Source organism: Pigmentiphaga litoralis (assembly GCF_014651835.1).
In the GTDB taxonomy this organism is placed as follows: Bacteria; Pseudomonadota; Gammaproteobacteria; order Burkholderiales; family Burkholderiaceae_B; genus Pigmentiphaga; species Pigmentiphaga litoralis.
In genome coordinates, this window is sequence record NZ_BMXQ01000001.1 from 511320 (window position 1) to 523973 (window position 12654).

Genomic DNA, 12654 nt, shown 5'->3' on the forward strand with positions numbered 1-12654 from the left:
CATGCAGGCAATCATTGGCGGCACCGGCCTTTATCAACTCACCGGACTGACGGTCACGCGCCGCCAGGTGGTGCGCACGCCCTACGGCGAGCCTTCAGGTGCATTGACCTACGGCCGCATCGGCGACAGCGAAGAAATCGTCTTTCTGGCTCGCCACGGCTACGGGCACACACTGGCTCCGCACCGCATCAACTACCGCGCCAACCTGTGGGCGCTGCATGAAATCGGCGTGCGCCGCATCGTGTCGGTGGCGACCGTGGGCGGTATTGGCGACGGCTACACGCCCGGCCGCATCGTGGTGCCCGACCAGATCATCGACTACACGCATGATCGCCTGCACACCTTCTTTGAAGGCGGCGACCAGGCCGTGGCGCATGCCGACATGACGCTGCCTTATGGCGCCGACATGCGCGCGGATCTGCTGACGGCAGCAGAAGCGGCCGGCATGGAGGTGCGCGACGGCGGCACCTACGGCTGTACCCAGGGCCCCCGGCTCGAAACCGCCGCCGAGATCCGGCGCATGGCCCGCGACGGCTGCGACGTGGTCGGCATGACCGGCATGCCCGAAGCCGCCCTGGCACGCGAACTGGAGCTGGATTATGGCGCGCTGTGCCTGGTGACCAATGACGCCGCAGGGAAGGGCGCGAGCACGGGCACCATCTCGCTCGACGAGATCCGCAACACGGTTGAAAAGACCATGCAGGGCATCCACGCGATCCTGGGCAGCCTGGTCAACCTGAAGGACTGAGTCAGAGCGGGCTCGGCATGGGCGTCCGCATCGGCGTCCGCGCCGCCGCTGAGGCCGAACCCATCAATTGCGTAACAGGGCATGCGCAAACGGCTCTGCCGTTACAAGCGCTGTCCGATTTGCCCTGCACGTCCCTCTACACTCGACAGGTACCGCCACACCTACCGGGAGTCACGATGGACGATTCAGAAATTTCAATGACCAATCTCTTTTTGCAGCTGGGCCTCGATGCGGAAAACGACGCGATCGCCGAGTTCATCAAGACGCACCAACTGCCGAACGGCACCGACATCTATGCCGCGCCGTTCTGGAGCGACAGCCAGCGCCAGTTCCTGCACGAACAACTGAAAGCCGACGCGCCGTGGGCGCTGATCGTCGACCAGTTGAACGAGGCGCTCAAGCAGGACGGGATCAAGCAGGAAACCGGCGTCTAAGACACCGGCAGCTCAGAATACAGAACGGGGCGGGTGCCCGGACGCAAATGCTGCGCCGGACACCCGCCCCGTTTTTCATTTCGCCAGCCAGGCCGGCTGGCAATCAGACCCTTACCCGTTCAAACCTTCCGCCGACAGCGCGGCCTGCACGGCCGGGCGCTGCGCCACGCGTTCACGGAAGGCCACGATCGCGGGCCACTTGTTCAGGTCCACCCCGGTCTTGGCGGCCCAGCCGGTCGTCACGAACAGGTAGACGTCGGCAAGCGAAAAGCCGCTGGCCAGCAGATAGTCGCGCTTGCCCAGTTCGCTGTTCACGTAATCCAGGCGCAGCGCCAGGAAGCCCTTGAAGGTTTCCTTGACCTCGTCAGGGACGGTCGGCTTGAACAGCGGCGAAAAACCCTTGTGGATCTCCGTCGCCACAAAGTTCAGCCAGGTCAGGAATTCGTAGCGCTCGGCGCTGCCCGCCGCCGGGGCCAGTTTCTTGTCCGCGGCTTCGTCGGCGAGGTACTGCATCACGACGGCCACTTCGGTCATGACCTTGCCCGGCTGGACTTCCAGCGCCGGCACATAGCCCTTGGGGTTCACGTCACGGAAGTTGGCGCCCGTCTCGGTCTTCTTTTCCTTGAGGTCGACTTTTTCCCACGAAAAGTCGATGCCGGCTTCGCGAAGGGCGATGTGCGGGGCGAGCGAGCATGCGCCCGGGCTGTAGTAAAGCTTCATAGTCGTCTCTTTTATTCAAGTGGTGTGATGATGGACTCCCGGTATGGGACACAGCGGATCTGGCTCAGCCAGTCCGCCAGTGTCGCCCCTGGGGGAGGCGCGCAGCGCCTAGGGGGGGCTATCTAATTCCGTTGCGCATATACAGTTCTTTTTCGGGCTTGAGCGTGATGGGCACCGCTTCGACCTTCCAGATGTTCTTGGCGTATTCGGCAATGCTGCGGTCCGACGAGAACTTGCCCGACCGCGCGCTGTTCAGGATAGACATGCGCGCCCACGTATCGCCATCGCGATAGGTGTCGCTGACCACGTCCTGGCAATCGATGTAGGACTGGTAATCGGCCAGCAGCAGGTAGGGGTCGTGATCGAGCAGGTTGTCGACGATAGGCTTGAACACCTCGGTGTCGCCACGCGAGAAAAAGCCCGTCTGGATCAGGTCGATCACCGCCCGCAATTCGGCGTTCACTTCATAAATGTCGCGGGGCCGGTAGCCGCTCGCCTTGATGTCGTGGACTTCGCTCGCCGTGTGCCCGAACAAAAAGAAATTCTCGGGTTTGACCTGGTCGCGGATCTCGATGTTCGCGCCGTCCATCGTGCCGATCGTCAATGCGCCGTTCATGGCGAACTTCATGTTGCCGGTGCCTGACGCTTCCTTGCCCGCCAGCGAGATCTGCTCCGACAGGTCAGCGCCCGGATACACGCACTGGCCGTAGGTCACATTGAAGTTCGGCAGGAACACGACCTTGAGCAGATCATGCACGTCGCGGTCGTTGTTCACCACGTCGCCCACCGCGTTGATCAGCTTGATCATCAGCTTGGCCATGGTGTAGCCCGGCGCCGCCTTGCCGCCAAAAATGAAGGTGCGCGGCAGCGTGTAGGCAGACCGGCCCGACTTCAGTCGGTGGTACAGCGTGATGATGTGCAGCACGGCCAGGTGCTGGCGTTTGTATTCATGGATGCGTTTGACCAGCACGTCGAACATGGAATCGGGGCTGACGGTGACACCTGTGCGGCGCAGGATCAGCGCCGCCAGATCCACCTTGTTGGCCCGTTTGATCGCGCGCCAGCTGTCGCGGAAGGCGCTGTCTTCGGCATGCGGTTCCAGCTTCGACAGTTGCGGCAGGTCGGTAATCCAGCCTTCGCCTATGGTTTCGCTGACCAGCTTTGTCAGGCGCGGATTGCTCAGCACCATCCAGCGGCGCGGTGTCACGCCGTTGGTCACGTTGGTGAACTTCTCGGGCCACATCTCGTAGAAGTCTTTCAGCACATCCTGCTTCAGCAATTCCGAATGCAGTTCGGCCACGCCGTTGATGGTGTGGCTGCCGACGCACGCCAGGTGGGCCATGCGCACATAGCGCTCGCCGCTTTCGTCGATCAAGGACAGGCGCGCCAGACGCGAATCGTCGCCCAGGAACTTGATGCGCACGTCGTTGAGGAAGCGCGCGTTGATTTCGTAGATGATTTCCAGGTGGCGCGGCAGGATGCGCTTGAACAGATCGAGCGGCCAGCGCTCCAGCGCTTCCGGCAACAGCGTGTGGTTGGTGTACGAGAACGTGCGGGTCGTGATGCCCCACGCCTGGTCCCACGGCATCAGGTGGTCATCGACCAGCAGCCGCATCAGTTCGGCCACGGCAATAGCGGGGTGGGTGTCGTTCAGCTGGATCGCAAACTTCTGGTCGAACGTGTCCGGCTCCATGCCGCGCGCCTTGTGTATGCGCACCATGTCCTGCAACGAGCAGGACACGAAAAAGTATTGCTGCTCCAGCCGCAGTTCCTTGCCCTGCACGGTTTCATCGTTGGGGTAGAGCGCCTTCGTCAGGTTTTCCGACGTCACCTTCTTGTTGACCGCGCCCAGGTAGTCGCCGCGGTTGAACTGCGAAAAGTCGAAGGCCTCGGTCGCTTCCGCGCGCCACAGGCGCAGCGTGTTGGTGGTCGTGACCTTGTAGCCCACGATGGGCGAGTCGAAGGGCACGCCGGCCACGGTCTTTTCAGGCGCCCACCGCACGTGCAAGCGGCCCAGGTCGTCCTGGTACTGCTCGGTATGGCCGCCCAGCTTGACTTCGACCGCCCACTCGGCGCGCTGGATTTCCCACGGGTTGCCGTGACGCAGCCACTTGTCGGTGTTTTCGACCTGCCAGCCATCCATGATGGTCTGGTAGAAGATGCCGTATTCGTAGCGGATGCCGTAGCCAAAGGCCGGGATCTCGGCCGTGGCAAGCGAGTCGATGAAGCACGCCGCGAGGCGGCCCAGGCCACCATTGCCCAGGCCGGGTTCTTCTTCCTGGCGCAGCAATTCGTTCAGGTCCAACCCGATTTCCTGCACCGCTTTCTTCACGGTGTCATAGATGCCCAGGTTGATCAGGTTGTTGCCCATGTGCGGTCCCATCAGGAACTCGGCAGACAGATAGGCAACGGTTTTTGGCGCGGTGGCGGTGTGGTCAGCCACGCTGCTGATCCAGCGCTGCAGCGTGCGATCGCGCACGGCGTGGGCCAGAGCCTGGTAGTAATCGCCCAGGCCGGCAATTTCCGGAAATTTGCCCTGGGTGTAGAACAGGTGATCGTAGAAGGCCCGTTTCAGGCCCTCCGTCGTGACGGACGTGCGGTCGTCTTCGAAAATGACAGGCGGGGGGTTGATACGGCGCTCGAGCAAGGCAGGTTCTCCCAGGAAGGCATGGCGGAGTCGTCCGATAGGCTTAACTACACCACCAAACGGCCCACCCTGTCTGTAACGCTCATCAACAAGGCCGCATTCCGGCGCCGCGCTCGGGTCTCGAATCGAGTCCCGAATGCGGGTCCTGAATGCAGGTCCCGCACGGAGTTATAGTCGACTACGCCAGCACTTCGAGCAGTTCCTGTTCGAACTGGATCTGCGTGCGCGCATTGCTCAACGACGCACCTTCGATCAGGAACGTATCTTCCACGCGCTCGCCCAGCGTCATGACTTTTGCGGTTTTCAGGTTCACGCCATGCCGCGCAAACGTGCGGGCCATGGCGTGCAGAAGCCCGCTGCGGTCGGCGGCCGTCACGCCCAGGATCCATGCCTGGCCGCGATCATCGGGCCGCAGTTCGACCTGCGGCGTAATCGGGAACATGCGCGACTGGCGGGACTGCCGCGACCCCGTGGCCGACGACGGACTGAGTGGCGTGCGCGCGGTCGGGGGCGACGTCGTCTCCAGCAGTTCCTTCAGTTCATGTTCGACCAGACTCAATAATGAGCGCTGCTCGCTTGGCGTTCCTTCGGCCGACACGATGAAACTGTCCAGCGCCCAGCCATGACGGGTCGTGTGGATGCGCGCGTCCTGAATGCTCAGCCTGCGTTCATCGAAATAGCCGACGATACGTGCGAACAGATCGGGCCGGTCTTTCAGGTAGACCACGATCTGCAGGCCTTCGCCGACGGGCGCCACCCGTGCCCGCACGATGGGCACCAAGGTGCGCACGTGCTTGTACAGGTGCCGCGTCTGCCACGCGATATCGGGCGCTTCATGGCGAAGGAAGTACGCCACGTCCAGTTCCTTCCAGAACGCCGCCTGCGCATCGTCGCTCAGCCCGTACAGGCGCAAGATGCGCACGGCTTCCTGCTTGCGGTTTTCCAGGATGGCGGTGGGGTCGGGCGCATCGCCGCCCAGCGCCTGACGTGTCATCAGGTACAGGTCTTCCAGCAGTTTGCCCTTCCACGCGTTCCATACCTTGGGGCTGGTGCCACGAATATCGGCCACCGTCAGCAGGTACAAGGCAGTCAGGTGACGCTTGTCGCCCACCACGGCCGCCATCTGGCGAATCACGTCAGGGTCGGACAGGTCCTGCTTCTGCGCCACCGACGAAAAGGTCAGGTGATGCTTGACCAGGAACTCGACCAGTTCCGCATCGGCCTTGTCCATGCCGTAGTCGCGCGAAAAACGCCGCATCTCGGCCGCGCCCAGCACCGAGTGGTCACCGCCCCGGCCCTTGGCAATGTCATGGAACAAGGCGGCCAGGTACAGCAGCCAATGGCGGTCGAAGTTGGCGATCAGCTGGCTGCACAGCGGATATTCGTGTGCATGTTCCGGCATGGTAAAGCGCCGCAGATTGCGCACCACCATCAGGATGTGCTGATCCACCGTGTAGGCGTGAAACAGGTCGTGCTGCATCTGCCCCACGATGCGCCGGAAGGGCAACACGAAACGCGGCAGGATGCTCAGGTCATTCATGCGCCGCAGCTCGTGCACGATGCCGCGCGGTTGCTGCAGGATCGTCAGGAACAGGTGTTTGTTGACGGGATTGCTGCGGAACTGCGCATCGATCAGCCGGCGAGCGTGCCACAGCGCCCGCAGCGTCGAGGCCGACATGCTCTTCAGTTCGGGATGCTGCTGCATCATCAGGAACGCACGCAGGATCAGCGTCGGATTGCGCTCGAACGCGTCTTCACGGTGCGTGGACAGGCGATCGTGCACATTGCAGAAGTCATCGTCGATGCTCAGCGCTTCTTCGCCGGGGCGCGGAAACAGCCGGTCCTCGATGTTCTGCACCAGGATGGTATTGAGCTGCGTCACCAGCTTGGCGGCCCAGTAATAACGCTGCATCAGCACTTCGCTGGCGCGGCGCGGCCCGGTGGTCGGAATGCCGTACACCGCCGCAAGGGCCGTCTGCACGTCGAACACCACCCGGTCTTCCCGGCGTTTGGTCAGCAGGTGCAGCTCGATGCGCAGCCGTTTGAAGGCCTGCTCGGCGCGGCGCAGGTGGCGCGCCTCGTCGGCCGTCAGCAGACCGGCGCGCGCCACTTCGTTCCAGTTCTTGCCAAAGCCCGCCGCGCGCGCCATCCACAGAATGACCTGCAGGTCGCGCAGGCCGCCGGGCGACTCCTTGCAGTTCGGTTCCAGCGCGTACGGCGTGAAGTGGTACTTGGTATGCCGCTGCTGCATCTCCAACTGCTTGGCATTGAAAAAGGCACGTTTGTCGAGCGAGCCCCGCGTCGCCGTGTCGAACGCGCGCATCAGCGGGCGGCTGCCTGCCAGGAAACGCGCTTCGAGCAGGGCCGTCTCGACCGTAATGTCCTTGGCCGCCTCGCTGATGCATTCGTCGATGGTACGGGCGCTGTGCCCTGGCTCCAGTCCCAGGTCCCACAGGGCCGTCACCAGATTGCTGACGCGCGACTCGTCTTCTTCGGTCGGCGCCTGCTTGAGCAGGATCAGGATGTCGACGTCCGAATACGGGTAGAGTTCACCGCGCCCGTAGCCGCCCACGGCCGCCAGCGCCGCGCCTTCCGGCAGGGGATACATGCCGATCAAGGCCAGCAGGGTGCGATCCACGATACGCCGCAGATCGGTCAGCAGCCCGTCCGCCCGCAGATTGGTGCGGAACGTGGCGATGGCCTGCTCGCGTTCGGCGCGCAGCGTGTTGCGCAGCGCCTGCACGTCGGACAAGGCAGGGGAGCGGTGATCGGCTAGGGGCATGAAGTCGGCATCCGTGGGCAAGGGGGCAGGGCGTGCCCGTGTTCAGGCGGCGGCCCGGGTGGTGGCCGCAGCTGCAGCCTGCGTCGACGCCTTGTTCGTCACGAACGCCGGCGGCGCGGGCATGCCGGGCGACACCGTCAGGATTTCATATCCCGTTTCGGTCACCAGGACGGTGTGCTCCCACTGCGCCGACAGGCTGCGGTCGCGCGTCACGATGGTCCAGCCATCCGGCATTTCGCGGATTTCACGGCGCCCGGCGTTGATCATGGGTTCCACCGTGAAGATCATGCCCGCTTCAAGTTGCACGCCCGTGCCGGCCTTGCCGTAATGCAGCACCTGCGGATCTTCGTGGAACGAAGCGCCCACGCCGTGACCACAGAATTCGCGGACCACGCTATAGCCGAACTTGTCGGCATGCGCCTGGATCGCCGCGCCGATATCGCCCAGGAAGGCGCCCGCGCGGACCTGCTCGATGCCCAGCCACATGCATTCGTAGGTGACTTCCGACAGGCGGCGCGCCAGGATCGACGGTTCGCCCACATAGAACATGCGGCTCGTGTCGCCGTGCCACCCGTCTTTGATGACCGTCACGTCAATATTGAGCACGTCGCCGTTCTTGAGCACCTTGTCGCCCGGAATGCCGTGGCAGATCTGGTGGTTGACCGACGTGCAGATCGACTTTGGAAAAGGCGTGTAGCCGGGCGGGGCGTAGTTGAGCGGCGCCGGGATGTCCCCCAGTTCATTCACGATGAAGTCATGACACAGGCGGTCCAGCTCACCGGTCGTCACGCCGGGCTTGACGAAGGGGGCGATATAGTCGAGCACCGCTGCGCCATCGCGGCATGCCGCGCGCATCTTCTCGATTTGGTCGGCGTCCTTGATCGGGATATACATGGGTTTTCGTACCAAAATGTAATGGATTGCGGTCCAGGCGTCGCACTGCGTGCCAACTCATCCATCTGCGACTTGAGCAGACGGCCCGGAAAATAGTAGAATTATAGGCTTCCTGCGATCTGGCTGAGCCAGGCGTGTGGAAGACAAGGCAATACACAAGCGCAGTACCTGGCGCAATACCAGTACCTGGCGCAATACCCACAGCAGTAAATCGCGTGCTTCACGAACCAGGGTGTCGTTCCGTTGCAAGGAAGGTCTCAAGCTTTCCCCTTTGCATATCCGGGCGATACACGTGCGGCGCAAGACCCAACCCTCGGAGTAAATCATGGCTGTAACAATGCGCGAAATGCTGGAAGCAGGTGTCCACTTCGGTCACCAGACCCGCTTCTGGAACCCCAAGATGGCACCGTACATCTTCGGTCACCGCAACAAGATCCACATCGTCAACCTCGAAAAGACGTTGGCCATGTATAACGACGCCGTCAAGTACGTGCGTCAGCTGTCGGCTCGCCGCGGCACCGTGCTGTTCGTCAGCACCAAGCGCGCTGCCCGCGAAATCATCGCCCAGGAAGCCCAGCGCGCCGGCATGCCTTTCGTCGACAGCCGTTGGCTCGGCGGCATGCTGACCAACTTCAAGACGGTCAAGACCTCGATCAAGCGCCTGAAAGACATGGAAGCCCTTCAAGCCGAAGGCGCAACCGAGCGCATGACCAAGAAAGAAGCGCTGATGTTCGAACGCGAAATGGACAAGCTGAACAAGTCCATCGGCGGTATCAAGGACATGAACGGCCTGCCTGACGCCATCTTCATCATCGACGTCGGCTACCACAAGATCACGATCACCGAAGCCAAGACCCTGAACATCCCGGTCGTCGCCGTGGTCGATACCAACCACTCGCCTGACGGCGTGGCCCACATCATCCCGGGCAACGACGACTCGTCGAAGGCCATCGCCCTGTACGCCCGCGGTATCGCCGACGCGATCATCGAAGGCCGTGAACAGGCTGTGCAAGGCGTCGTGGAAGCCGCCGGTGAAGACAGCGACGACGAATTCGTCGAAGTCGAACAGGAAGCGTAATCCGGCTGACGTATCAAGCTGACGCACGGCTTCATTGCCTCGTGGAATCCTGCCGATTCCCGGGTAGTCGTCTGGAAGGGGCGTGAAGCCCCTCTTGTCTGCAAGGGGCCTCGCGCCCCTTCTTTTTAGTCCAACCCATTTATCCCGAGGGTTTACCCTCGGGATGCCGTAAGGAGTCATCATGGCCGCAATCACTGCAGCAATGGTCAAGGAACTGCGCGAGAAAACCGACGCCCCAATGATGGAGTGCAAGAAAGCACTCACCGAGGCTGACGGCGATCTGGCCAAAGCGGAAGAAGTCCTGCGCGTCAAGCTGGGCAGCAAGGCATCGAAAGCCGCTGCCCGCGTGACCGCAGAAGGCCTGATCGGCCTCTGGGTGTCCGACGACGCCAAGCTGGCCGCCGTGGTCGAAGTCAACAGCGAAACCGACTTCGTTGCCAAGAACGACGACTTCGTCGCGTTCACCAAGGAAGTGGCTGAACTGATCGCCAAGTCCAACCCGGCCGACGTCGACGCCCTGGGCGCCCTGGCGTTCCGCGACAGCACCGTCGACACCGTTCGTACCGGCCTGATCGGCAAGATCGGTGAAAACATCACCGTTCGCCGCTTTACCCGCATTGCAACCGACAACAAGGTTGCCCAGTACGTGCACGGTGGCCGTATCGGCGTGCTGGTCGAGTTCTCGGGCGACGAAGCCCTGGGCAAGGACCTGGCCATGCACATCGCCGCGACCAAGCCGAAGGCGCTGGACACCACTGGCGTGTCGGCTGACGACATCCAGCGCGAGCGTTCGGTTGCCGAAGCCAAGGCTGCGGAATCGGGCAAGCCTGCCGAGATCGTCACCAAGATGGTCGAGGGCTCGATCCAGAAGTACCTGAAAGAGGTTACGCTGTTGTCGCAGCCGTTCGTCAAGGACGACAAGCAGACCGTCGAGCAGGTGCTGAAGTCGAAGGGCTCGAGCATCCAGCAATTCGTGCTGTACGTGGTCGGCGAAGGCATCGAAAAGAAAGCCAACGACTTCGCAGCCGAAGTGGCCGCGCAGGTCGCAGCCTCCAAGGGCTGATCTCCCTGGCACCCGCGGGCTCACCCCCGCGGGCGGGGAAGGTGGTACCACCACGGGACGCGCCCCACGGCAGCGTCCCGTGACACGAATTCAGTTTGACCGGACACGCATTGGGAGCAGGTATGACGGTAGAGAACAACGCATCGGGCAATTCCAAGCCAGGCACCTACAAACGAGTGCTGCTCAAGCTTTCCGGCGAAGCGCTGATGGGTGACGACGCGTTCGGTATCAATCGCGCCACCATCAATCGCATGGTTGAAGAAATCGTCGAAGTCTGCGCCATGGGAGTGGAACTCGCACTGGTGATCGGCGGCGGGAACATCTTTCGCGGCGTCGCTCCCGGCGCCCAGGGCATGGACCGCGCCACGGCGGACTACATGGGCATGATGGCCACCATCATGAACTCGCTGGCCCTGCAGGACGCGCTCAAGCGTCGCGGTGTCGATGCGCGTGTGCAATCCGCGCTGAACATCGAACAGGTCGTCGAGCCCTACATCCGCCCGAAAGCCCTGCGTTACCTCGAAGAAGGCAAGGTCGTCATCTTCGCTGCCGGTACCGGCAACCCCTTCTTCACCACCGATACGGCCGCCGCCCTGCGCGGCGCCGAGATCGGTGCCGAAGTCGTATTGAAAGCCACGAAGGTCGATGGCATCTACTCGGCGGATCCCAAGAAGGATCCGAACGCGACGCGCTACAGCCGAATCACGTTCGACGAGGCCATCACCAAGCGCCTGGAAGTCATGGACGCCACCGCCTTTGCGCTGTGCCGCGACCAGAAGCTGCCGATCAAGGTATTTTCGATCAACAAACCCGGTGCCCTGAAGCGCGTCCTGTTGGGCGATGACGAAGGCACGCTGGTTCACGTCTGATCGACCGCATCACTATTAGGAGACCCTCATGAGTGCATCCGACGTCAAGAAAAACGCCGACACGAAAATGGGCAAGTCCGTCGAGAACCTGAAGCTCGATCTGGCAAAGATTCGTACGGGCCGCGCCCACGCCGGCATCCTGGACCACGTCCAGGTCGATTACTATGGCTCGCTGGTTCCGCTGAGCCAGGTGGCCAGCGTGTCCCTGTTCGACGCCCGCACGATCAACGTCCAGCCCTGGGAAAAGAAGATGGGCCCGGTCATCGAGAAAGCGATTCGCGACTCCGACCTCGGCCTGAATCCCCAAGGCATGGGCGACACGATCCGCGTTCCGACGCCTGCGCTGACCGAAGAACGTCGCCGCGAGCTGTCCAAGGTTGCGAAGGGCGAGGGCGAAGATGCCAAGGTTGCCGTGCGCAACCTGCGTCGTGACGCGAACGAGCAACTGAAGAAGCTGGTCAAGGACAAGGCGATCTCCGAAGACGAAGAGCGCCGTGCACAGGACGAGATCCAGAAGCTGACCGACCGTTATGTCGCCGACATCGACAAGCTCGTGCAGCAGAAAGAAACCGACATCATGACGGTTTGAGGGGTCGATTTCATTTCTAAGGTTTATCGGTCATGGTCCTGAGTTCGACCCTCGGCATCCCCGCGACGGACAACGTGCCGCGGCACGTTGCGATCATCATGGACGGAAACGGACGCTGGGCAACCCGCCGCTTCCTGCCCCGTTTCGCGGGCCACAAGAAGGGCGTGGACGCCGTCAGGACCATTGTCGAGGCCTGCGTCGACCGGGGTATCAAATACCTCACGCTGTTTGCCTTCAGCTCCGAGAACTGGCGTCGTCCCCCCGACGAGGTCTCGTTGCTGATGCGCCTGTTCATGCACGCGCTCGAACGTGAAGTCACCAAGCTCCATCGCAATGGCATCCGCTTGCGCGTGGTGGGTGACATCAGCGCTTTCGAGCCGCGCCTGCAGGAACTGGTGCGCGACGTCGAAGCGCGCACCGCCAATAACGATGTGCTGACCCTGTCGGTCGCCGCGAACTATGGCGGCCGCTGGGACATCCTTCAGGCCACGCGCCGTCTGCTGGCCGACCGGCCCGAACTCGCCGCCAAGCCCGATCTGATCGACGAATCCATGCTGTCGTCCTACCTGGCGATGGCCTATGCGCCCGAGCCTGACCTGTTCATCCGGACCGGCGGCGAAAAGCGCATCTCCAACTTCCTGATCTGGCAGCTCGCTTATACCGAGCTGTATTTCACCGACTGCTTCTGGCCGGACTTCGATGCCGCCCAGCTCGATCTGGCGTGCCAGTCCTATCAGGGACGGGAACGGCGTTTTGGCCGAACCAGCGCCCAGATCCAACAACCTGAAGTGCAGGCCGCCGCGCGGCAGCCCGCCGATCACTGAGGTCGC

General features: G+C 62.4%; 11 protein-coding genes. 7 read left to right on the forward strand and 4 right to left on the reverse strand.

Annotation, left to right across the window (positions count from 1 at the left end; genetic code table 11):
• Window position 1: 1 nt before the first annotated feature.
• A complete protein-coding gene (locus IE116_RS02110; protein WP_189609350.1) occupies window positions 2-748 on the forward strand; it encodes an S-methyl-5'-thioinosine phosphorylase in 747 nt (248 codons plus the stop codon).
• A 176-nt stretch (window positions 749-924) separates the two neighbouring features.
• The gene (locus tag IE116_RS02115) at window positions 925-1182 is read left to right on the forward strand and encodes a DUF2789 domain-containing protein (RefSeq protein WP_189609352.1); all 258 of its coding nucleotides are present in this window, start codon (window positions 925-927) and stop codon (window positions 1180-1182) included.
• A 111-nt stretch (window positions 1183-1293) separates the two neighbouring features.
• Here IE116_RS02115 and gstA read toward each other — a convergent pair whose 3' ends face one another.
• The 4 genes from gstA to map form a co-directional block, all read right to left on the reverse strand.
• Window positions 1294-1902: a glutathione transferase GstA gene (gene gstA / locus IE116_RS02120; protein WP_189609354.1), complete on the reverse strand. Its 609-nt coding sequence runs from the start codon at window positions 1900-1902 to the stop codon at window positions 1294-1296.
• A 118-nt stretch (window positions 1903-2020) separates the two neighbouring features.
• Window positions 2021-4549 (reverse strand): glycogen/starch/alpha-glucan phosphorylase, encoded by a 2529-nt coding sequence (locus IE116_RS02125; RefSeq protein ID WP_229827957.1) that lies wholly within the window; start codon window positions 4547-4549, stop codon window positions 2021-2023.
• Window positions 4550-4727: 178 nt separating this feature from the next.
• Complete coding sequence (locus IE116_RS02130; RefSeq protein ID WP_189609355.1) at window positions 4728-7331, reverse strand: [protein-PII] uridylyltransferase; 2604 nt, start codon at window positions 7329-7331, stop codon at window positions 4728-4730.
• A gap of 42 nt (window positions 7332-7373) precedes the next feature.
• Window positions 7374-8225 (reverse strand): type I methionyl aminopeptidase, encoded by an 852-nt coding sequence (gene map / locus IE116_RS02135; RefSeq protein ID WP_189609357.1) that lies wholly within the window; start codon window positions 8223-8225, stop codon window positions 7374-7376.
• A 325-nt stretch (window positions 8226-8550) separates the two neighbouring features.
• Between map and rpsB the strand changes: the two genes are divergently transcribed.
• The 5 genes from rpsB to uppS all read left to right on the forward strand — a co-directional run bounded on the left by rpsB (window position 8551) and on the right by uppS (window position 12648).
• Complete coding sequence (gene rpsB / locus IE116_RS02140) at window positions 8551-9303, forward strand: 30S ribosomal protein S2 (RefSeq protein WP_189609359.1); 753 nt, start codon at window positions 8551-8553, stop codon at window positions 9301-9303.
• Window positions 9304-9484: 181 nt separating this feature from the next.
• On the forward strand, window positions 9485-10366 hold the full coding sequence (tsf, locus tag IE116_RS02145) for a translation elongation factor Ts (RefSeq protein ID WP_189609361.1): 882 nt from the start codon (window positions 9485-9487) through the stop codon (window positions 10364-10366).
• A gap of 122 nt (window positions 10367-10488) precedes the next feature.
• On the forward strand, window positions 10489-11235 hold the full coding sequence (gene pyrH / locus IE116_RS02150; RefSeq protein WP_189609362.1) for a UMP kinase: 747 nt from the start codon (window positions 10489-10491) through the stop codon (window positions 11233-11235).
• Between the two features lie 28 nt (window positions 11236-11263).
• Window positions 11264-11824, forward strand: a complete 561-nt coding sequence (gene frr, locus IE116_RS02155) for a ribosome recycling factor (protein ID WP_179588028.1) — start codon at window positions 11264-11266, stop codon at window positions 11822-11824.
• Between the two features lie 32 nt (window positions 11825-11856).
• Window positions 11857-12648, forward strand: coding sequence for a polyprenyl diphosphate synthase (uppS, locus tag IE116_RS02160; RefSeq protein ID WP_189609364.1), 792 nt, complete (start codon window positions 11857-11859; stop codon window positions 12646-12648).
• Window positions 12649-12654: the final 6 nt, after the last annotated feature.

Excerpts from the sequence above, each read along its gene's own strand:
- uppS (WP_189609364.1), top strand. The coding sequence starts at position 11,857 with ATGGTCCTGAGTTCGACCCTCGGCATCCCCGCGACGGACAACGTGCCG.
- map (WP_189609357.1), bottom strand. The coding sequence starts at position 8,225 with ATGTATATCCCGATCAAGGACGCCGACCAAATCGAGAAGATGCGCGCG.
- pyrH (WP_189609362.1), top strand. The coding sequence starts at position 10,489 with ATGACGGTAGAGAACAACGCATCGGGCAATTCCAAGCCAGGCACCTAC.
- gstA (WP_189609354.1), bottom strand. The coding sequence starts at position 1,902 with ATGAAGCTTTACTACAGCCCGGGCGCATGCTCGCTCGCCCCGCACATC.
- tsf (WP_189609361.1), top strand. The coding sequence starts at position 9,485 with ATGGCCGCAATCACTGCAGCAATGGTCAAGGAACTGCGCGAGAAAACC.
- frr (WP_179588028.1), top strand. The coding sequence starts at position 11,264 with ATGAGTGCATCCGACGTCAAGAAAAACGCCGACACGAAAATGGGCAAG.
- IE116_RS02115 (WP_189609352.1), top strand. The coding sequence starts at position 925 with ATGGACGATTCAGAAATTTCAATGACCAATCTCTTTTTGCAGCTGGGC.
- IE116_RS02130 (WP_189609355.1), bottom strand. The coding sequence starts at position 7,331 with ATGCCCCTAGCCGATCACCGCTCCCCTGCCTTGTCCGACGTGCAGGCG.
- IE116_RS02110 (WP_189609350.1), top strand. The coding sequence starts at position 2 with ATGCAGGCAATCATTGGCGGCACCGGCCTTTATCAACTCACCGGACTG.
- rpsB (WP_189609359.1), top strand. The coding sequence starts at position 8,551 with ATGGCTGTAACAATGCGCGAAATGCTGGAAGCAGGTGTCCACTTCGGT.